The sequence below is a fragment of the Pseudomonas sp. H2_D02 genome (assembly GCF_054677635.1).
Window position 1 is genome coordinate 6,200,645 of the sequence record NZ_CP162816.1, and the last position, 22,341, is coordinate 6,222,985.

At 61.2% G+C, this 22,341-nt stretch carries 11 protein-coding genes and 1 pseudogene; 7 read left to right on the plus strand and 5 right to left on the minus strand.

The features are described 5' to 3' along the window. Positions 1 to 27: 27 nt before the first annotated feature. From purH to AB4N42_RS28360, 4 genes and pseudogenes are all read left to right on the plus strand, one after another. Positions 28 to 1,635, plus strand: coding sequence for a bifunctional phosphoribosylaminoimidazolecarboxamide formyltransferase/IMP cyclohydrolase (gene purH, locus AB4N42_RS28345; protein ID WP_030138023.1), 1,608 nt, complete (start codon positions 28 to 30; stop codon positions 1,633 to 1,635). Positions 1,636 to 1,823: 188 nt separating this feature from the next. After that, positions 1,824 to 3,116, plus strand: coding sequence for a phosphoribosylamine--glycine ligase (gene purD, locus AB4N42_RS28350; protein WP_030138022.1), 1,293 nt, complete (start codon positions 1,824 to 1,826; stop codon positions 3,114 to 3,116). 102 nt (positions 3,117 to 3,218) lie between these two features. Continuing rightward, positions 3,219 to 5,994 (plus strand): annotated as a pseudogene (locus tag AB4N42_RS28355) (hybrid sensor histidine kinase/response regulator). 63 nt (positions 5,995 to 6,057) lie between these two features. Continuing rightward, positions 6,058 to 6,654 carry a MarC family protein gene (locus tag AB4N42_RS28360; protein ID WP_030138020.1) on the plus strand — a complete coding sequence of 199 codons (597 nt, stop codon included), beginning with the start codon at positions 6,058 to 6,060 and terminating at the stop codon, positions 6,652 to 6,654. 73 nt (positions 6,655 to 6,727) lie between these two features. Here AB4N42_RS28360 and AB4N42_RS28365 read toward each other — a convergent pair whose 3' ends face one another. The 5 genes from AB4N42_RS28365 to cobG form a co-directional block, all read right to left on the minus strand. Further along, a complete protein-coding gene (locus AB4N42_RS28365; protein ID WP_460115658.1) occupies positions 6,728 to 13,759 on the minus strand; it encodes a TcdA/TcdB pore-forming domain-containing protein in 7,032 nt (2,343 codons plus the stop codon). Between the two features lie 416 nt (positions 13,760 to 14,175). Further along, a complete protein-coding gene (gene cobJ, locus AB4N42_RS28370; protein ID WP_460115659.1) occupies positions 14,176 to 15,876 on the minus strand; it encodes a precorrin-3B C(17)-methyltransferase in 1,701 nt (566 codons plus the stop codon). Beyond that, positions 15,873 to 16,604 (minus strand): precorrin-2 C(20)-methyltransferase, encoded by a 732-nt coding sequence (locus AB4N42_RS28375; protein ID WP_030138017.1) that lies wholly within the window; start codon positions 16,602 to 16,604, stop codon positions 15,873 to 15,875. Before AB4N42_RS28375 ends, cobJ begins: the two co-directional genes overlap by 4 nt. Continuing rightward, a complete protein-coding gene (locus tag AB4N42_RS28380) occupies positions 16,604 to 17,230 on the minus strand; it encodes a precorrin-8X methylmutase (RefSeq protein WP_030138016.1) in 627 nt (208 codons plus the stop codon). The genes AB4N42_RS28375 and AB4N42_RS28380 overlap by 1 nt, the downstream gene beginning before the upstream one ends. Further along, a complete protein-coding gene (cobG, locus tag AB4N42_RS28385) occupies positions 17,223 to 18,542 on the minus strand; it encodes a precorrin-3B synthase (RefSeq protein WP_460115660.1) in 1,320 nt (439 codons plus the stop codon). Before cobG ends, AB4N42_RS28380 begins: the two co-directional genes overlap by 8 nt. Positions 18,543 to 18,868: 326 nt before the next feature. On the opposite strand from cobG, the gene cbiE reads away from it, so the two are divergent. From cbiE to AB4N42_RS28400, 3 genes are read left to right on the plus strand one after another with little or no spacing between them, the layout of a single operon-like run. Beyond that, positions 18,869 to 20,080, plus strand: a complete 1,212-nt coding sequence (gene cbiE, locus AB4N42_RS28390; protein ID WP_460115661.1) for a precorrin-6y C5,15-methyltransferase (decarboxylating) subunit CbiE — start codon at positions 18,869 to 18,871, stop codon at positions 20,078 to 20,080. Then, entirely contained in the window at positions 20,073 to 21,170 is a 1,098-nt protein-coding gene (locus AB4N42_RS28395; protein ID WP_030138013.1) for a cobalt-precorrin-5B (C(1))-methyltransferase, read from the plus strand. The genes cbiE and AB4N42_RS28395 overlap by 8 nt, the downstream gene beginning before the upstream one ends. Beyond that, entirely contained in the window at positions 21,167 to 21,889 is a 723-nt protein-coding gene (locus tag AB4N42_RS28400) for a cobalt-precorrin-6A reductase (RefSeq protein WP_198797861.1), read from the plus strand. The genes AB4N42_RS28395 and AB4N42_RS28400 overlap by 4 nt, the downstream gene beginning before the upstream one ends. The last annotated feature ends 452 nt before the right edge of the window (positions 21,890 to 22,341 follow it).

Consider the following 22,341-nt stretch of genomic DNA (forward strand, 5'->3'; position numbering starts at 1 on the left):
CTTCCCTTGCTTTTGATGGAACTTGAAATGACCGACCAGACCACCCGCCTGCCGATCCGCCGCGCCTTGATCAGCGTCTCCGACAAGACCGGGATCCTTGAATTCGCCCGCGAGCTGCAACAGCTGGGCGTCGAGATCCTCTCTACCGGCGGGACCTTCAAGTTGCTGCAGGACAACGGCGTTGCCGCAGTGGAAGTCGCGGACTACACCGGTTTTGCGGAAATGATGGACGGTCGCGTCAAGACCCTGCACCCGAAAATCCACGGCGGCATCCTCGGCCGTCGCGGCATCGACGACGCCATCATGAACGAGCATGGCATCAAGCCGATCGACCTGGTGGCGGTCAACCTCTACCCGTTCGAAGCCACCATCAACAAGCCTGGCTGCGACCTGCCGACCGCCATCGAGAACATCGACATCGGCGGTCCAACCATGGTCCGCTCGGCCGCCAAGAACCATAAAGACGTGGCGATCGTGGTCAACGCCAGCGACTACGCCAGCGTCCTGGAAAACCTCAAGGCCGGTGGCCTGACCTACGCCCAGCGTTTCGACCTGATGCTCAAGGCCTTCGAACACACCGCCGCCTACGACGGCATGATCGCCAACTACATGGGCACCGTGAACCAGGCGGCCGACACCCTGAGCACCGAAGGCCGCAGCGAATTCCCGCGTACCTTCAACACCCAATTCGTCAAGGCCCAGGAAATGCGCTACGGCGAGAACCCGCACCAGAGCGCGGCGTTCTACGTGGAAGCCAAGCCTGCCGAAGTCGGCATCGCCACCGCCACGCAATTGCAAGGCAAGGAACTGTCGTTCAACAACGTGGCCGACACCGATGCCGCGCTGGAATGCGTGAAGAGCTTCGTCAAGCCGGCCTGCGTGATCGTCAAGCACGCCAACCCGTGCGGCGTGGCCGTGAGCCCGGACGCCGAGGGCGGTATCCGCCAGGCCTACGAACTGGCCTACGCCACCGACACCGAGTCGGCCTTCGGCGGCATCATCGCCTTCAACCGTGAGCTGGACGCCGAGACCGCCAAGGCCATCGTCGAGCGCCAGTTCGTCGAAGTGATCATCGCCCCTTCCGTCAGCGAAGAAGCCCGCGCCATCGTCGCCGCCAAGGCCAACGTGCGCCTGCTGGCCTGCGGCCAATGGTCGGCTGATCGTGCACCGGCGTGGGACTACAAGCGCGTCAACGGCGGCCTGCTGGTCCAGAGCCGCGACATCGGCATGATTGGCAGCGCAGACCTCAAGGTCGTGACCCAGCGCGCTCCGAGCGAGCAGGAAATCAACGACCTGATCTTCGCCTGGAAAGTCGCCAAGTACGTCAAGTCCAACGCCATCGTCTACGCCAAGAACCGCCAGACCATCGGCGTCGGCGCCGGCCAGATGAGCCGCGTGAACTCGGCCCGCATCGCCGCGATCAAGGCTGAACATGCCGGCTTGCAGGTACAGGGTGCGGTCATGGCTTCGGATGCGTTCTTCCCGTTCCGTGATGGCATCGACAATGCGGCCAAGGTTGGCATCACCGCAGTGATCCAGCCAGGTGGTTCGATGCGTGACAATGAAGTGATTGCGGCTGCTGACGAGGCTGGCATCGCGATGGTCTTCACCGGCATGCGCCACTTCCGTCACTAACAAGACAACGGCCGCACTGAAGCCGGCATCTGCTGCGTTGGAGCCGACCTCGATGATGCTCATTGCCAAAAGGCAACTCCGCTCATCGAGGTCGACCCCGCCTTGCATCTACCGACTTCATTGCAGCCTCCTACGGCGTAGAACGCCTTAGGCTCCAAACCGAATCAGCGTCATCCGAGGTTTTTGAAATGAATGTTTTGATCATTGGCAGCGGTGGCCGCGAACACGCCCTGGCCTGGAAAGTGGCTCAGGATCCGCGTGTGCAAAAAGTGTTTGTCGCACCGGGCAATGCCGGCACCGCCATCGAAGCCAAGTGCGAGAACGTAGCCATCGACGTATTGGCCCTGGAACAGCTGGCTGATTTCGCCGAGAAAAACGTCTCGCTGACCATCGTCGGTCCGGAAGTACCGCTGGTTGCCGGCGTCGTCGACCTGTTCCGCTCCCGCGGCCTGGACTGCTTCGGCCCGACCGCCGGCGCAGCGCAGTTGGAAGGTTCCAAGGCCTTCACCAAGGATTTCCTGGCACGCCACAAGATCCCGACCGCCGACTACCAGAACTTCACCGAAATCGAACCAGCCCTGGCTTACCTGCGCGAAAAAGGCGCACCGATCGTGATCAAGGCCGACGGCCTGGCCGCCGGTAAAGGCGTGATCGTAGCCATGACCCTGGCCGAGGCCGAGGACGCCGTGCGCGACATGTTGGCCGGCAATGCCTTCGGTGACGCGGGTTCGCGCGTCGTGATCGAAGAGTTCCTCGATGGCGAAGAAGCCAGCTTCATCGTCATGGTCGATGGCAAGAACGTCTTGCCGATGGCCACCAGCCAGGACCACAAACGCGTCGGCGATGGCGACAGCGGTCCGAACACTGGCGGCATGGGCGCCTACTCCCCAGCGCCAGTGGTCACCGCCGACGTGCACCAGCGCGTCATGGACCAGGTCATCTGGCCAACCGTGCGTGGCATGGCCGAGGAAGGCAACGTCTACACTGGCTTCCTCTATGCTGGCCTGATGATCGACAAGGCTGGTAACCCAAAAGTCATCGAATTCAACTGCCGTTTCGGCGATCCTGAGACCCAACCGGTCATGTTGCGCCTGCAATCGAGCCTGGTGCTGCTGGTGGAAGCCGCCCTGGCCCAGGCGCTGGATAAGGTTGAAGCCCAATGGGATCCGCGTCCGAGCGTCGGCGTTGTCCTGGCCGCCGGTGGTTACCCGGGCGACTATGCCAAGGGCAATGCGATCAAGGGCCTGGATGCCTCGGCACAATTGGAAGGCAAGGTGTTCCACGCGGGTACGGCATTGAAGGATGGCCAAGTGGTTACTGCGGGCGGGCGCGTGTTGTGCGCCACAGCCATGGGCGAGAGTGTCGGTGCCGCTCAAGAGCAGGCCTACAAGCTGGCCGCGCAGATTGACTGGGAAGGCTGTTTCTATCGCAAGGACATTGGCTACCGCGCCATTGCCCGCGAGCGTGGCGAAAACCTGTAATAACCTGGCCATTCAGCCGGGCAAGGGTCCATGGCCCTTGCCTGTCGGCTCAGGCGCCGCGCATAGTTATAATCTGGCATCAACCTACGAAGGGATTTCGCCGTGCGCTGGCTCAGGATTGCCATAGGCTTGACCGTTACGCTGCTGACGCTGCTCTGCGTGCTCCCGGCCCAGGCCGCGCCGGGCAGTGCCTGGGCGGTATTGCTCGACGAACAGGGCGATCTGAAACTGAGCGACATTCGCTCTGCTCGCTACACCAATCAATTCAGCCCCATCGACCTTGACCACCTCAAGGCCGCCGAACCTGGCGGCGCATTGTGGCTGCGCTTCCGGCTGGCACCCGACAAGCATGAACAGATACTGCGCATCTTCGCGCCGGACCTCTCACGCCTGAATCTCTATGTGCTGGACGGCGATACCCTGGTCGACCAGCAGATCAGCGGCAACGCCACGGCAGGCACCGAACAGTCCGTGCCCAGCAGCGATTTCATGCTGGCGCTGCCCCGCAGCGATAAACCACTCGACGTCTACCTGCGTTTGGCCTCGCGATATGAGTTGCGCCCGTTCGTCTCATTGCAACCGGCCGTGATGGCAGCCGCCAACCAGAACCAGACCCTGGTTTATGGGCTGCTGTTCGGCTGTATCGCAATGCTGATCCTGCACAACCTCACCCGCTACGCCTACACCCGCTCACGCAGTTGCCTGTGGCTGGCAGCCTGCGAAGGGCTGTTGATGCTCAGCCTGATATTGCTGTTGAACCTGGCTGGGGCCTGGTTTCCGGACTGGCCGGCGATCCAAACGCCCGGGGCGTATCTGGCGCTGTTGCTGACAGCGCCCTGCGGCTTGATGTTCGCCTATCGTTACTTCGCGCCGCTAGGGCCGCATCCGCTGAACCGGCTGCTGCTGGGCGAAATCGTCTTCATCATGCTATGCAGCCTGTTGCTGCTGTTCGTCAACACGCTGCCTCTCAACATCATGACCTACACATTGGTGGCACTGGCCGGCCTTAGCATGCTGTTCGTCAGCGCCTGGCATTGGCAGAAGGGCTACCGCCCGGCACGGCTGTTCGTCGCCGCCATGGTCGTGTTCAACCTGGGCACGCTGATCATTCTGCCGGCCCTGCAAGGGCTGACGGAAGTCGCGCCCCAAGGGCTGATCATTACCCTACTGGTATTCATCTGCATCAGCGGCCTACTGATGAGCGTTGCCCTGGGCGAACGACAGCGATCCATCAATGAGAGCCGTTTCAGCATCAGCCGCGACCTGGCGGCAAGCAACGCGGAAATCAATGCCAAGGCGGAGTTCCTGGCCAAGATCAGCCACGAGATTCGTACCCCGATGAACGGCGTGCTGGGCATGACCGAACTACTGCTGGGCACGCCGTTGTCGGTCAAGCAGCGCGACTACGTACAGACGATCCACAGCGCCTAGCAACGAATTGCTGACCCTGATCAACGAAATCCTCGACATTTCCCGCCTCGAATCCGGCCAGATCGAACTGGATGACGTGCAGTTCGACCTCAACGCATTGATCGAGGATTGCCTGAGTATCTTCCGCGCCAAGGCCGAACAGCAGAACGTCGAGCTGATAAGTTTCATCCAGCCCCAGGTGCCGCGGGTGATCAGCGGTGATCCGACAAGGCTGCGCCAGGCACTGCTGAGTCTGCTGGAACATGCCCTGAAAAAAACCGACGAAGGTGAAGTGCTGATCGTCGTGGCCCTCGATGAACGCAGCAACCAGCCTCGTCTGCGCATCGCCGTGCAGGACAGCGGGTCGCCCATGGACGCCGAGGAGCGCGATACGCTGATGCATGCGGAACTGCACAGCAAGAATTTCCTTTCGGCCACGCGCCTGGGTGGCAACCTGGGCCTGGTCATCGCCCGCCAGCTGATCATGCTGATGCACGGCGAATTCGGCATCAAGAGCGGCAGCAGCCAGGGCAGTACATTGTGGCTGACCTTGCCGCTGGACCCAGATCGTCTTGAACACCCGACTTCCGACCTCGATGGCCCGCTGCAAGGGGCACGAGTGCTGGTCGTTGACGACAACGATACCTGCCGCAAGGTGCTGGTCCAGCAATGCAGCGCCTGGGGCTTGAACGTCAGCGCCGTACCATCGGGCAAGGAGGCACTGGCGTTGCTGCGCACCAAGGCCCACCTGCGCGACTATTTCGATGTAGTGCTGCTGGACCAGAACATGCCCGGCATGACCGGCACGCAATTGGCCGCCAAGATCAAGGAAGACCCGAGCCTGAACCACGACATCCTGTTGATCATGCTGACCGGCATCAGCAACGCGCCGAGCAAGATCGTGGCGCGCAACAGTGGCGTCAAGCGCATCCTCGCCAAACCGGTGGCCGGCTATACGCTCAAGACCACCCTGGCGGATGAGCTGAACCAGCGCAACAAAGGCCAGGCGCCAAACGTCCCGGCCAGTGCCGGCGTTCCCGCGCCCGTGAAAGTCCCCGCCGACTTCCGCATCCTGGTGGCTGAAGACAACACCATTTCCACCAAGGTCATCCGCGGCATGCTCGGCAAGCTCAACCTGCAACCCGACACGGCCAGCAATGGCGAAGAAGCCCTCAAGGCCATGAAGGAACAACGCTACGACCTGGTCCTGATGGATTGCGAAATGCCGGTTCTCGATGGCTTCTCCGCTACCCAGCAGTTACGCGCCTGGGAGGTTGGCAACCAGCGGACCCGCACGCCTGTGGTGGCGCTCACGGCGCACATCCTGGCCGAACACAAGGAGCGCGCACGCCAGGCAGGAATGGACGGGCATATGGCCAAGCCGGTCGAATTGTCGCAACTGCGCGAGTTGATCGAGCATTGGGTGGCCCAGCGCGACCAGCAGAACCGTACAGCGCATACGTCCTGAGCCGACAGACGCCAAAACGCCTGATAGACTCCGGTCGTCTTCCTCCGTCCCGAGCCCTCGACCATGCTTCACGTGCTGTTCAGCGTTTACCTGAAAATGTTGGTGCTCTACAGCCCCTTCTTCGTCCTGTCGTGTTTTATCGGCCTGACGCGTGGCTATTCACGCAAAGAACAACGTCGCCTGGCCTGGAAGGTCGCGACGGCGACGCTGGTCTCCAGCGTGCTGCTGTATCTGTTCGGGCGGGTGATTTTCAGCGTGTTCGGCATCACCGTGGATGCGTTCCGGATCGGCGCCGGCAGCGTATTGTTCATCTCGGCGCTGGGCATGGCCCAAGGCAAGTCGGCGGTACAGACCGACAATGTCCAGCAGGACGTGACCATCGTCCCGCTGACCATTCCGCTGACTGTCGGCCCCGGCACCATCGGCGCCCTGCTGGTGATGGGCGTGAGCCAACCGCACTGGGACGACAAACTCATGGCGATCGTCAGTATCGCCCTGGCCAGCTTCACCGTTGGCGTCGTGCTATACCTGTCCAGCCGCATCGAGCGGATTCTCGGCGACCAGGGCTTGCAGATCGTCAGCCGCTTGATGGGGCTATTTGTCTGTGCCCTGGCAGCGCAGATCATCTTTACCGGGGTGAAAGGCTACCTCTCGCCCTGATCCAGACCGTGGCTGAGTCCGCACAGCCACGGTCACGCCCTGAATCGGTGGTCAGGCACTGCGCGGCAAACAATCAAATCACGTTATTGGTCTCCACCTCCGACGGTACCGCCAATAATGCCTTGAGCGTGGTACCGTCCTGAGCATTCGGCGACGCGCCCAACCATGTGGCCAGTGCCGAGACATTGTATCGTCCTTTCCTGCCAAAGCTGAGTAAGACTTCCCCATGAAAATCGCTGTCTGTCGCATAGGCGTCACGGCAGATCACACTTTGTCCACTGTTCGGATCAATGATCATGAGATGCTCTCCAACGCGGCTCAGCAGCAACTGGTCCGGCTCATCGAGTTCCCAGGCCAGTTTGCCAGGAACCATCCCCGCGCCGGCCAATGAATGTCGGCAGTCAAGAATGACCGAGTTGATTCGCAACCAGGATGCCCTGGACAACCTGTAGCTGACCGCCCCCTGGCCCATGCGCAGTACCAGGGTCTTGATACCGTCGGGCAACAGCGGCAACAGATCAATGGGCCCCGTGTCGTCCCCCTCGACAACCAACACTTCACCCTCGCGCCGGGCATAACTGAGTGCCCAAGCCTGTCTCGCCTCTGGCAGGGTCAACAATTTATCCCGTTCGCCTTCATGAATCAGTACGTTGGTTTGTCGCTGTGTCCCCAGCACTTCGAAGGAAGGCTGGATGGCCGCTTTGGGGACCCGGATCATGTGCCCGGTTCCAGCAACGAACCATGCCAGGCTACCGGGCTCTTCGACTGTCATCAGGGCACTGTGGGACGGATGCCTCGCCAACTGCCCAAGCGCTTCAAGCACCTGGTCGCCCTGGGCGACAACCCACTCATGAGTAACGCCTGTAATCATCGCGGGTTCGTGGTCCCGCAGAATAACCACCAAGCCCTCGTGGGTGATGCCTTTCAGGCCCGGCCCTTCGACCGTCAACTCGGCAAATTGATACGAGGCCCATTCACGCTCTGCGGCGGGTATCGCGTCAGCCTGAAGCAACCGCACACCTTGCCCGAACGCGCCCGCCCATTTCTGCGGGTCGACAAACGCCTGGCGATAGACTCCACCATTTGAAACATCGAACAACCAGGCGGCCTCGCCATCTGGCGTCACGTTGAGCAAGCGGACTTCCTTTCCTTGGCCCAGGTCACTCAGCAACAACTTGTCATCGACGTACCAGGCACATAGATTTCCGTCGCCCCTGGTATTGAGCAAACCAACAATGGCGAAGCGCTTCGTTTTGTATTGGCTGGTCAACGGTGCCAACTCAGACAGCCAATGATTCCGGCCCTTGAGCCACGTTTCGTTCAGGCCTGCGAATTGCAGTTCGCCCTGGGGCGCCAGAGTGAAAAACAACCCGTCGGTACGCATCGCTACATAACCACCCTCAACAGCGATGACATCCTTGAGGTTGTCCGACGGTAACCATCGAACGGTCCATTGTCCTTTACCCGCTACCAGGGTGCGCTGCAGATGACACAGCCGTTGTATGAGCCTGTTGTAAATGACAAACGAATCGCTTCCGTCCGTCGGGGTGATCAGCACCAAATCAGTCAGGTTCTTGATCGAATCGGGCCAGCCTCGAGAATATTCGGGTTCAGGCGTAGGACGGATGATCAACCGGTCACTGCGACGAATCCAAGCCATGTTTCGATTCAGATCATTATTTTTCCAGCAAACCGAGACAAAAGGCGCAGGCTTCCAGTCGACGTTTTCATAGGGATATTGATCGGCGAACGACGGTGGATAGTCATAATAATCTCCCAGCACATCGGGCCAGGCCCTCAGTTTCTCGCTGGAACTGATGGTAGGCTCCAGCGCAGTGTCCACGTCTCGAGTCGCTGAAATGAGCAGCAATTCTCCTGCGTGGATCACATAACCCAGCTCTTGATAAGTGCGGCCTTGGCGACTGATCTGCTGCACGATATGAATCACACCTTGCTCATCCGCCTCCAGGCTTTTGATCACGCCGAGTTCGCTGAACGACCTCCACAACCAGTAACGCCGAACCAACACGCCGGTAGTGGCATCGACCTGCCAGACCAGCACATTTTCCGGGTCATAGAACCAGGCGTAACCGCCGGTTACCGCGCCCAGTATCGTTTCATCGGCGCCCGGTATCTCGTCACGAATGTAGAGGAAACGATCATTCATCCCGTCGTACCATGCCGTGACGTGTCGGGGCTCATCCGGGTTCTCGAACGGAACCAGGTAGTCATGTATCGCCGTATACGGCATCGCCAGGCGATGTTGCCGAGCCAAGCTCTTCATGTGTTCGTGCAACGCTTGGTGATCCATGCCTGGCGCCTCGGTCAACTCGACAGCGGACAGTTGGCCTGCCTCGACCTTGAATATTTGGTCGTCACAAAGCCGTAGTAAGGTCCCATGATGCCCCGCTCCGGTGAGTGATACGGCAACGTCGCGAATAAACAGCTTGGCGACACCTTCAAACCGCACGTCGCTTTCCTTTGCCCACGGGGCATCCAATACCCAGCTTGAAGTCAGTTGAGCGGGCGCTTCAAGGCTCAGGCTCACGCCGGTATTAATCAGCACCGCGCATCGCTTGCCGGCTCCCCGGATCCGATAGTTGATTTTTCCGTGCCAACTCGGCAGTAGAGCGGGCACCACCAATGAACGATCGATACTGTCCAGCAGCACGTCGATTGTCGTGGGCCGATAGTCCGGGCTGTGAAGGCGGTGGAGAATGTGGTCGCAGGGAAACGAATAGAAGGAACACAAAAACAGCCACCCACCGTCCGGCTTGATCTTCTCCAGGCGTCGTGCCGTGTCGAAACCGGGAGGAAGGTGCCAACTGGAAAACGGCAAGGCCTTGTATGCATAGCCGTAACAGGTCTGCGGCGTGCAAGGCAGGACAATAGCCTGGCCAGAAGCCGGCGCGAATTTTATTCGACTGGGCAATTCCAGTTGCTGGCGAATGTTGATTGCACGGGCGTAATCCGCCTCGAACGTAGGCACCCCAAAGTGGTCGTGCAGCGGATATAGCTTTGGACTACCCAATCCGAGTGCGCCGTTCGCCAGATCTACCGTCTCGATGATCAAGGAAGGACCAGGTGTCCAGGCATTATGGGCGGGATCAAAGCGATAAGCGTCAAGATGCGCCTTTTCGACGTCAAGGAAAAACAGCCCGACTTGCTCAGCTTCCTCGGCAATGGTCGCAAACCCCCTGACCACCGCGGCCACCCCCACCGCAAGCCCTCCCAATATCACCGCAGCCCCGCCCAGTATCGCCCCGGCGGTGGCACCGGCGGCATAAGCTGCAACCGCTACCGCCAGGCTCGCCGAGTCGAAAGCCAATTGAGTACCGAATTCGGCACGTTCGACATCATTTCGCGCAGTCGACAATTGGTAGATGTCGAACCCGACGTTCGCCAACTGCAACAACGCCCCAACCCCCTCGCCTATCCGGCCACCCACCGAGGCCTTGACCACTGGCGCGACGGCTTGGGCAATCAGTTTTTCTTCTGCCAGGGCTTGCCGGACCAGACCGACCAGCGCCGCGATATCAGTGATGACGCCGTGAGCCATCTGGGTGTAATTGACATAAGCATGCAGCCGCACCGCCAGGGTAAGGGACCGACCGTCTCCTTCGCGCGCTCTCAGTGCGCTCATCAACGCCTGTATGGCGAAACCGGCGTTCAGCGTGTGGACAGCGCCTACCGCCGTGGGGTCTCTCGAAATGACATCGTGATTGGCCAAGGTCGAGAAACGTTCGGAAAGGTAGTTTTTTATACGCAAGAACCTGTGGTCGTCAGTGCTGATCCGCATCAACTGCGCCGGATTGGCAGGGTCTATCAAGGTGATCCGGTACCCCCCGCCAGGAACGTCCTCCAAGGTATCGAACAAGGGCACGAGTTGAGCCCCCAGATTGTTCGCTTGGTGGAGGTCATTGGTCGTCTCACTGATCTGTTGCGCCCACCAATGGCTATCCAGGGCCAACAGGCTACTGCCGAGTCGAGGATTGCTCTGGAGTGATTGCCCCCGAGCGCTGGCGATTCGCTGCCTGATTGGGCGTGTCGGCTGCCCAGGCAATGCGCCCTGCTTCAGCAGTCGCGAGACCTTCATTTCGCCGGGCAATGACAGGTTCGACACCCGCGCGCCATCCAATTCGATCAGGTCGAAAGTGGGGCGCGCCGCATCGCCATACGCAGCGTAATAACGAGCCATGTCCCGCTCAAGGAAGAACTGTTCCAGCGTCTGCTTGAACGCGGTCGGGTCCTCGAATTCGAATACGCCAAAATTCGGATCGTAGAAGTGATAGGTACCCCGCTCGCCGTCAAACGTCTTGGCCACCAACATGGTGTGATTGTCCGAGTTGAGCATCAGCGTAGCGGTGGTGGTCCTGGTCTCCAGCATCCGCGCCACTTCGTGCAAGTCCGAACGTGGCAGCGCGTGGCCAACATCAGCCACCTGCACGTCACGCAACGACTCCATCAGGTTCAGGAAAGACACCGAATCGCTTGCCTCTGGCTCGATAACCCCGAGGAAAAATCGCTCCCGCAAAGTATTGACCGCAGCCTTGTCCTCCGACAGGGCTGCCGCCATTGCCAGGGCGAGGGGATAACACCGGCCGCCCACCCGGTCACCCTCGCCATGAAGCAACAGATCCTGCGGCACGAGCTTGAGCGGAATGGCTTCAAAACCGTCCAGGACGACACCGATGCGCTCGATGATCTGAACACGATGTTCCAATTTCGCCGCCTGCTTGATCCGCGCCACATATTCGCCCCACTGGCGCAGTGTCAGCGGCTCTCGCAGTGCGACTTTCTTTAATGCCAGTGCTGTTTCGTCACGCTTCGATGAATAATCGGCCGCACTGGCGAGTCCGGCCAGGAATGCAGGCGCCTGCTGCTGATATAACGCGCGCTCGATTGACGCGTAACCCCCGGCGGTGCCGGGTTTCCTGAACGTGTTGATCAGGTTCTCCAGCCTCGGACGAGCCGCATCGAAAGTGCGGTTGTCCACCGCCTCGGCACCGATCAACGCAGCCAGCTGCAGACGTTGCAAGGGACTCAAGTGATCGACGTGAAAACTATCTTCGGCGAGCCGGTTCAAGAGCTCAGCGGTAGACAACTGTTGCGTCTGTGAATCGCTCAATGACCCAGGGGGCGTGACAGGAATCCTTGGGGCGAGGATCGACTGACGCTCATCAAAGCCCAGGGGAATGGGCTTGTCGAAGACCATCGAACCGCTGTGGCCGCGGCTCATCGCCTGCTTGAAGGGCTCACCCAACTCATCGGCCAGGTGTTGCAGCAGGTCGGTGGACAACACGTGGCGGCCCTCGATCACCGGCCAGCCGCTATCGAATTCCAGGCTGTTGTATTTAAGCAACGGCTCAATATCTTTCGCATAGCGGGCTTGGAATCGACCGCCTAGCCAATTGCCTTTTTCTTTTTCGAGCCACTGTTCAGGACTCGCGTTTTCTTTCCAGGAATGATCTTGCTCCTCTTCCGTGACGTTGCTAAAACCGGTTTCCAACCTGATGGAATTCCGCACCGCGTTAGCACCGCTTGGTGTGTAGACCCTGCTTTCATACTCCAGCAGCCCCGCTCGCAGCGCGCCCGGTCCTGTCAGAAATATCGATCCCTCAGTCCCGGGACGGATGCCATCGCTGAAATAGTCGGCAATCCCCTTATACAAACTCATGGCCCGGTAGTCTTCATTACCGGCTTTTAGATCAACGATACCGAACTCGTCCTTTAGTATCTTCATGAGGTCGACCCCATGAAATACGTCATTGGCCCTCGCGGCTTCGCGCTCCACGGCTAGCAAGGCCTGATAGTGGGTCTCGATGCGCTGGAGGATGGTTTCGAGCGGAGCCGAGTGGGGGTGGCTGACAATTAGCGCATTGGACTCGCCCCCCTCGATAAATGCCAATCGCAAACTGTCCGTCGGAACGCTGGTTTCCTGGAACGGAGCAAATACCTGATCCAGGGATGGGCTACCTTTTGCGAACCGCTCCAACATCTCGCGATGCTCCACGGGAATTTGTGAGGTGAAATCTGTGTAGCGACCGACCAGTGCCTGACGGCCCGGCATCCACTGGGGGTTATTGTTCAACAACAACTGCAATACACCCAACCGAGCGCCCTTCGCCAGTTGGTTGGCATTGATGCCCGCGATTTCCTGAACAAACGACGGCAAGAAATCCACATCGCTGTAGACGCCCCCCTCATCGTGCTCCACCAGCAGCCGCACAATGTCCGAGGCTGTCGCGAGATTTCCGCGCAAGGACATTTCACGATTGTAAAACTCTTCCAATCGAGAATACGTCTGGAGTTCATTGATATTGCGCAATCGCAGCCCTTCGCGATCAAGGCTGCGCATGATGTGCGCGTTTTTATCTTTCAGCGCACGCAGAACATCTCCATCACAACCATACCCGCGTACCAGTAGATCGATGCGTGCCTCATCCGCACTTTTGTTCTGCTTCAACGCTCGATTGACGTGCATGTACATCTGGCGTTTAAGCGCGGTGATTCGTGCCTCATAATGGTCAGCCAAACTGTCAGGCGAACTGATGACGCCCGCTTCATTTAACCAAGTATCTGCCTTTGCCGCCTCGACAATAATCCGCGTGGTTTCGTGAGCCAATAAACCGTCTTTGTCATACCAGACATTTATGGCGTAGTCGTCCGGCATGACGCTCTTCCAGATACGCAGGTAATCGAGTTGAATGTCACCCAATCCTCCTCCTAGCCAAACGAAGTTCAATTTCTTTGGCACCGCGGTGGCGGGGAGCCGTTCGATATTGTTGTATAACCGTACTTCAAATCCCTCCAGCTTATTGTAAATCTCTGTCAAGCCAGCAGCCCCGGAACTATCGGGCTCCGTTGGCGTACGGCGTACTCGGCTACGCCCTTGCAGGTCGCCCAACGCCTGCTTTAGCAGGCCCAGGGGCTCGAGCAATTGCGCAGAATCCCTCAAGGCGACACAGCTGGCATAATAGCGATGCACCGCTTCATATTCGGGAGTGCCCTGATATGGAACTAACAGCTGATCGATCTCCTTCAACTTCAACAAATCAATAAAATCGACATAATTATCTACTGACAACGACTGAGTCTCGCTCACTTACAATACTTCCTTTTATTGCAGGCGTGCAGCCGAGCAAAGCCAGAGCAACAAGCACTGACCAACAAACTGACACCCAAGATTCAACCAAGTAAAAAGCTTATCAACGCCCACGCATTGAAGCGGACATTACAATAGCTAGTTTGTCCGTCGCCCGATCAATATCGACGACATCAACGAAAAGGAAAGTACTCTATCGGTTTGCGGAAGCACAACACCCAGGCACGACCAATAAATATCCAAATAAAACAAACTTCAAACATTAATTAGAACGACCGTCCAACTTACAAACGACAACATTACAAACCAGTCTATTGAACGCTCAATAAAACGCCGTTCAATTCACTGACGAAGTGACGCGATATGGCAGGAAATACAAAGTAATGACGGCGGCCCGAACGGGCCGCAATGTTTCATCAGAGGGGCTTGTCGCCATACCACCGCGGTGTATACACCCAATCGCCACCCTTGGCACGGGGGAACACGCTCGTCGTGGAAGAGCCCACCAGCACCATCGTGCGCATGTCCACCTGATCCGGGGTCAATTGCCCCAGCGTCGTGACGCGCAACGTCTGGCCCGGTCGACCGATATCCCGCCCCAAGACGACGGGAGTGCCTGGAGTGCGATGTTGCGCGACGATTTCCAGCGCCCGTCCCAACTGCCAAGGACGAGAGCGGGAGATGGGGTTGTAGAACGCCAGGGCCAGGTCGGCTTCGGCCGCCAGGTCCAGGCGCTTCTCGATGATCGACCACGGCTTGAGATTGTCCGACAGCGACATCACGCAGAAGTCATGCCCCAGCGGCGCGCCCGCCTGGGCGGCCGTGGCCAGGGAAGCGGATACGCCCGGCAGAATTTCCAGGTCCACCTGGTGCCAGGCCGGATCGCTGGAATCATGCAGCGCTTCGAGCACCGCCGCCGCCATGGCGAACACGCCAGGGTCGCCCGAGGATACCACCACCACCGACCGCCCCTGGGCCGCCAGTTCGAAGGCGTGCCGGGCGCGCTGCATCTCTTCACGATTGTCGGTGCAGTGTTGTATCTGATCGGCACGGAAAGGCCCGGCCATGCGCACATAGGTTTCATAACCCAGCACGTCGGTTGCACGGTCAAGTTCCGCGCGCACGGCCGGAACCATGAGCTCAGCCGCGCCAGGGCCCAGACCGATCACCGCCAGACGCCCGCGCGCGCGGCCGATCCGTTGCGGATCGAGGGGCTGTGCGGCCACAGCAATGGCAACGTCGCCCGAGACCCGAGGGGATGCCCGATGGCCGATGGCGTCACCCAGCCACTGCGCCACACTGCCGTTGGCCGTAACGAAGCGCAGCGGCACGCCCAGGACCGACGCAGCTTGCTGCAACTCGGAGCGCACCATGTCGCTGTCCGCCGTCAACAGGCACGCCACTGATTGCATCGCGAGTCCGGCCTGGGCCAGCGCTTGCTCAATGGAGGCCAACACATCCGTCGCGCCAGCGCTCACTGCGACCACGACACTGCGCGGATAAATGCGCAACTCGTTCGCCGCAGGCACTCCCGCAGCACTGTCGATTCGGATCGCCAACCGAGCCTGTGCATCTTGCGGCAACTGCGCCTGGTCCAGCCACGGCGCGGCGCCTTCGATGCGCACCGGCTCACCGGCCAGCAGATCAGACACGAAGCGCTTGCCCTGCTCCAGGTCGCCGAGGCGGTAGCCGCTTGGCGGATTGAGCAGGCACGTGCCGAAACGCAACTCGCCGCTGGTGGTGATTGCCGGCGCGACTTGCAGCGCTGCCGCGATTTCACGGGCCATGACGTTCACGCCGCCGAGCCCGCCCAGCAACGGCACCACGGCGCTGCCATCCTCGGCCACCACCAGCACTGGCGGCTCGGCGCCTTTTTCCAACAACAGCGGCGCCAAGCTGCGAATGACAATGCCCGCCGCGCACAGGGCGATGATCGGCGTGTCTTGCTGATAGAGCTCGCGCAATGTCGCGCCGAATTCCGTGTATGGCCGGTCACTGCCCTCGACCCGACCGGCCAGGCCGTGGATCAAGGCTTCGGGATAACGCTGCTGGATTCGCCGGGCCGTCGCCAGGCTGCCCTGGCCGAGAATGACAATTGCCGGAACCGTTGAAGTCATCCCTGCCACCGTTCGCCAGGGACAATGATCAGCGAGAAATACGGCGAAGACATCGGCTCGACTTCATCCAACGGCACGATCTTTTGATTGGCCATGGTCGCTCGTTCGACGTACAGCGCCCGTCCGTCCATGCCCAGCTCCTGGAGCACTTGGCGAACCTTGGGAAAGTTTCGCCCCAGCTTCATGATGACGGCAGCATCGGCGTCGGCCAGGCGACGCTTGAGTTCTTCGTGGGGCAACACGCCCGAAAGCACCGACAGGCTCTGGTTGCGATAGACCAGCGGCGCACCCAGCACCGAGGCACCACCGAGCATCGAGCAAACACCCGGGATGACTTCGGCATCGTAGCGCTCGGCCAAACGATCGTGCAGGTACATGTAGGAGCCGTAGAAGAACGGATCGCCTTCGCAAATCACCGCCACGTCACGCCCTGCGTCCAGGTGCACGGCCAATTGCTCGGCGGCGGTGTCGTAGAAATCGGCGATTACTTGCTCATAGGACAATGGCGCTGGCAGCACCTCGGTGGTGACCGGATAGACCAGCGGCAGCAACGTCTGCGCGTCCTGCAAATGGGCTTCGATGATGCCGAAGGCGTTGCCCTTCTTGCCCTTGGCGACGAAGTACGCCACGACAGGCGACTCGCGCAGCAGGCGCAGGGCCTTGACCGTAATCAGTTCCGGATCACCGGGGCCAACGCCGAGGCCGATCAGACGTCCAGGCTGCTGCATCATTCAATCTCCGTGGCGAGGGCGTTGACGGCGGCGGCAGCCATGGCGCTACCGCCCAGGCGGCCTTGCATGATCACGAACGGTACGCCACGGCTGTCGGCCGCCAGCGCGGCCTTGGATTCGGCGGCGCCGACAAAGCCCACCGGAAAGCCGAGGATCAGGGCCGGTTTTGGCGCACCTGCATCGAGCATTTCCAACAGGTAGAACAGCGCCGTCGGCGCGTTGCCGATAACCACGACGCTGCCTTCCAGATGCGGACGCCACAGTTCCAGCGCCGCCGCCGAGCGGGTGTTGCCCAGCTCGCGGGCCAACGCCGGCACACTGTCGTCGCGCAGGGTGCAGATCACCTCATTATTGGCCGGCAAACGGGCCCGGGTCACACCCTCGGACACCATCCGCGCGTCGCACAGGATCGGCGCACCGGCCGCCAGCGCCTGGCGTCCAGCCGTGCCCGCGCCTTCGGAAAACTGCAGGCCGTCGATAGCCTCGACCATGCCGCAGGCGTGGATCACCCGCACCGCGAGCTTCTCCAGGTCGGCCGGAATGCGCGCCAGGTTGGCTTCGGCGCGGATGATCGCGAAGGAGTTGCGATAGATCTCCTGACCGTCGCGGATGTAATCAAGCATCAAGGGGGCTCCGGGGATGAGCGTCGAGCCAGTGGTCGAGCGCTTCGATAGTCAGATTGTGTGCCTGCAACGCGCCGAAACCCGGCAGCGTGGCATCGCGAAAATACAGGTCATAACGACCGGGGGCGACCGCCAGCAAGGTGACGGGTGCGACATGGGCCGCCGCGCAAGAGCGCGGGCAGCCGGAAAAATGGATCTTCAATGCCTGGCCTCGGCGTTGCAGTCCCTCGGCCAGTCGGCGGGCGTCGGCCTTGGTGTCGGCGAGGGCTTTGCCACAGCCACTGGAACCGGTGCAGGCGATGAGTTGTGCAAGGGGCTGATCACTCGAACCTAAAAATCCCAGTTCTTCAAGCCGCGCCAACACTTCATCGGTATATTCGCGATGCACGTTGGGCAGCAACAGGCTCTGCCAGGGCGTGAAACGAAAGCTGCCGTCGCCCTTCTCCCGTGCCAACTGCGCCGCTCCTCGCAGCATTCCGGCGTCGAGCCGGCCAAGAGCCGCCGCCGCGCCGACATAGACACGGTCGTCGTGCTGGGAATGGACGCCGAGGTGCAGTCCATCGATGGATACATCCCGCTGCCAGTCCGGGCAAAATTTCAGGGGGACGCGGCGGGCCACGCAGATCATGAATTCGTCCGCGGGAAGTTCAGCCAGCAAGTCACGCATGCGAATCTGGTCCGGACGCGCCAAGTCCAGAAACACCTCAAGTACCGCCACCACCAAGGCGTGCCCTTGGGCCAGGGGCACCCGGCCCGCCGGTTTGTCCAGCGGGGTGCCGGCCAAGCCGAAGGCCAGCCAGGGCTCGCCGTCGCGGACCAGGGCCGACAGCCACAGGTCGTGGTGATGTTCGAGCATCGCCAGCGCTTCCCCACCGTCCAGTTGCACGGCGAACTTGGCCGACAACTCATGGAAACGTTCGTGGGTTTGCAGGGTGACGAGGATCTGTCCGGCCAATGGGCGGGTGTCGAACAGCATCTGCCGATCAATTCCTGCCGAAGGGCTGAGCATCAGGTTGCGCACGTCATCGCCGGACGGTTTGCGGGGACCAAGCCCGGCAGCCAGCAATGTATCGATCAGCGCGTCATGTCCAGGGCCAATCCCACGGATTTGCAGGTTGGCCCGGTTGGTCGCCTCGATCACCCCGCCCGCGAACCGCTCGGCTGCCGAGGCCACGGCATCGGCCTGATCCGCCAGGATGGAACCGCCATCGAGCTTGATCCGACAGATTCCCCCGTCCAGCGCCTGGACGACACGTAGCAACCCCGGGCAACCGGAGGGGCGAATGACGTTTGAGGATGGATGTTGGTTCAAGGCAGGACCGGCAGATAAGAAACGCCACGACGGCGAGGGGCCGTCATTATGCCTGCTTTGCCGGGGGTCATGAAAAGCTTGCTGGTCGGATTGCTGATGGTGGACACACAAATCCTGTATCCATCACAAATCCCCCTGTGGGAGCGAGCTTGCTCGCGATAGCGGTCTGCCTGAAAAAGTGATGTCGAGTGTAACGCCGTCATCGCGAGCAAGCTCGCTCCCACAGGGGATGGGTCACGCCTGATCCACCGGAGCGCGGTATGATGGCGGCCCGTTCGCGGACGCTACCAGTGCGCCGATCCAACCCATTCATTCGAGGAACAGAGATGACCCCCTGGCTGACCGTAGTGGGCATCGGTGAAGACGGCTTCAAGGGCCTGGGCCGAACGGCCCGCCATGCCTTGCTGCAGGCATCGCGGATCCTGGGCAGCGCTCGCCAGTTGGAATTGCTGCCGCTGTGCATCCGTGGTGAAAGAGAATCGTGGCCCAGCCCGTTCTCCCTGGAACCGTTGCTGGCTCGCCAGGGCGAACCGGTGTGCGTGCTGGCCAGCGGCGATCCGATGTTCTATGGCGTCGGCGCGAGCCTGGCCAGGCAGGTGCCCAGCGATCAAATGTTGATCATCCCCGCGCCATCCTCCTGTTCGCTGGCCGCGGCGCGCATGGGCTGGCCGCTGCAGGACGTGGTCACGCTGTCATTGGTGGCGCGCCCCATGACGGCGCTCAATGTGCATTTATCCACAGGCGTCAGGCTGTTGTTGCTGAGCAATGATCGCCAGACCCCTGCCGCAGTGGCGGCGTTGCTGCGTGAGCGGGGATTCGGCTCGAGTGTCATGACTGTCCTGGAGCATCTGGGTGGTGCTGCCGAACGACGGATCGAAAACACCGCGACACAGTGGTCCGATGAACCCGTCGCCGACCTGAACCTGATCGCCATCGAATGCCGCGCCGAACCATCGAAGCGCGCCCTTTCACGCCTGGCCGGCCTGCCGGACACCGCGTTCGAACATGACGGCCAGTTGACCAAACGCGACGTGCGAGCCATCACCCTGGCCCGCCTCGCCCCCACACCCGGCGAGCTGCTGTGGGATGTCGGCGCGGGCAGCGGCTCCATCGGCATCGAATGGATGCGCGCCCATCCTAGCTGCCGGGCCCTGGCCATCGAAACCGACGAAGGCCGACAAGCCTTGATCGAACGCAACCGCGACACCCTCGGCGTGCCGGGCCTGCAACTGATTCGCGGCAGCGCCCCGCAGGCGTTGGAAAACCTCGAACGGCCGGACGCGGTGTTCATCGGCGGTGGCGTCACCCGCGAAGGCGTGCTCGACGCCTGCTGGGCCCGACTCAAGCCCGGCGGTCGGTTGGTCGCCAACGCCGTGACCCTGCAAAGCGAAATGACCTTGATGCACTGGCGCGAACGTCACGGCGGTGAGCTGACCCGCATCCACATCGCCCAGGCCCAGCCCTTGGGCGAGTTCGACACCTGGCGCCAGGCCTTGCCGATCACCTTGCTCGACCTGGTCAAGCCTCTCGATGCGTGACGAAACCGCCGAACAACCCGCGCCCCTGCGCAGCGGCCTGACCACCGGCAGTTGCGCCACCGCCACCAGCCTGGCAGCGGCCCGCTTGCTGCTGCGCGGCACCGAGGCCGATGCCGTTGAAATCGTCTTGCCCAAGGGCAAGCACGTGCAGATGCGCCTGGAGTTCTGCCGTTTGACCGAGCAAGGCGCCGAGGCAGGGACGATCAAGGACGCCGGCGATGACCCGGACGTGACCCACGGCGCCCTGTTGTTTTCCCAGGTGCGCTTGATCGCCGAACCCGGCGTGCGCTTCGTCGCCGGGCGCGGCGTGGGCACAGTGACACGGCCGGGATTGGTGCTGGGCGTCGGTGAGCCGGCAATCAACCCGGTGCCGCGCCAGATGATCAACGATCACCTCGGCCGCTTGGCCGAAGAAAGCGGCTACGCCGGAGGTTTCGAAGTCACGGTCAATGTCGAGGGCGGCGAAGCCCTGGCGTTGAAAACCATGAATCCGCGACTGGGCATCCTCGGCGGCCTCTCGATCCTTGGCACCAGCGGCATTGTCCGGCCGTTTTCCTGCGCGGCCTACATCGCCTCGATCCACCAAGGCATCGACGTGGCGAAAACCAATGGGTACCTGCACATCGCCGCCTGCACCGGCAACGCCAGCGAAGACACCATGCGCCGGGTCTACAACCTGCCGGAAATCGCCCTGATTGAAATGGGCGACTTCGTCGGCGCCGTGCTCAAGCATGTGCGCAAGGTGCCGGTGGAAAAACTCAGCCTCTGCGGCGGCTTTGGCAAGATCAGCAAACTCGCCGCCGGCCACATGGACCTGCACAGCCGCCACTCGAGCATCGACCTGCCGCAATTGGCCGAATGGGCCGCCGCGATCGGTGCCGATGAGATTCTGCAGAACGGCATCCGAGGAGCCAATACCAGCCAACAAGCCCTGGCGATGGCCAGCGCCGCCGGCATCGCCTTGGGCGACGTGGTGTGCGAGCACGCCCTGGCCTTCGCCCGCAGCGTGGTGCCGGCCCAGGTCCAGGTCGAAGTCTTCGCCATCGACCGCCAGGGCGGGATCGTCGGCCACGCCGGAGCCTTGTCATGAAACGTTTCCTGCTGCTCGGTGGCGTCACCGAAGCCCTGGCCATCGCCCGCACCCTCGGGCCCCAGCACATCTACAGCCTGGCCGGCATCGGCCGCATCCCCACCGACCTGACCTGCCAGGTGCGCGTCGGCGGCTACGGCGGCGCCGAAGGGCTAGCGCAATTCATCCGCGCCGAGGGCATCGACCTGCTATTGGATGCAACCCACCCCTACGCCGCGCAAATCAGCCACAACGCCGCCCACGCGGCCCGCGCCTGCGCCATCCCCTGCTGGGCCCTGCGCCGCCCGGCCTGGCAACCCCAAGCCGGCGATGACTGGCGCGAAGTGGCCGACTGGAGCGAATTGATCCAGGCCCTGCAACCCTTCCAGCGCCCCTTGTTCACCCTCGGGCGCGAGCCGCTGCAACACCTGGATGAAATCCCGCCAGAGCAATTCTGGACCTTGCGGGCGCTGGAGGTTTACCCCGGTAATGAGCGCTGCGAAGTGATCGGGGCTCGTGGTCCTTTTCATATCGAGAGCGAGCGTGAGCTGTTCGAACGGCGGCGGATCGATGTGCTGGTGAGCAAGAACAGCGGCAGCACTGCTACTGAACCGAAGCTGGAGGTGGCGCGGGAACGGGGGGTGCCGGTGCTGGTGTTGAAGCGGCCGGTGTTAGCCGGGGTGGACCGGGAGTTTGGGACGGTGAATGAGGTGTTGCAGGGGCTGCGGCAGTTGGTCTGACAGAAATCTGCACCGTCCTACAAGCCTGTCCTGTCAGAACTACGTCAGCAGGCTACATCACCTTGCGTCGCTGCCTACAACTACGCCAGAATCCGCCGGCTTGTGCGCCTTGGAGGCCGTCGGTAACTTGATTCCCGTCACTGCCCTTCAGTGATCGGGTTTAGTCGCCCGAGGTTTTCAGCGGGTTCACAAGCTTCGTCAGTCAGGTATTTCATCCCTGCACTTGATGGTGGTTGTGCGCAGGGCGCCTTCGGGCGCGCCGGTAATGCTGGACTCCCCGGTCGACTAACCTGCGCACAGCCGCCGCCCTGTGGCGAGGGAGCTTGCTCCCGCTGGGCTGCGCAGCAGCCCCAAAAAAGCGGACGCGATATTCCTGACACACCGCAATGTCCGGTTTTAGGGCCGCTTCGCGCTGGAGCGCCAGCCCGGCCCAGCGGGAGCAAGCTCCCTCG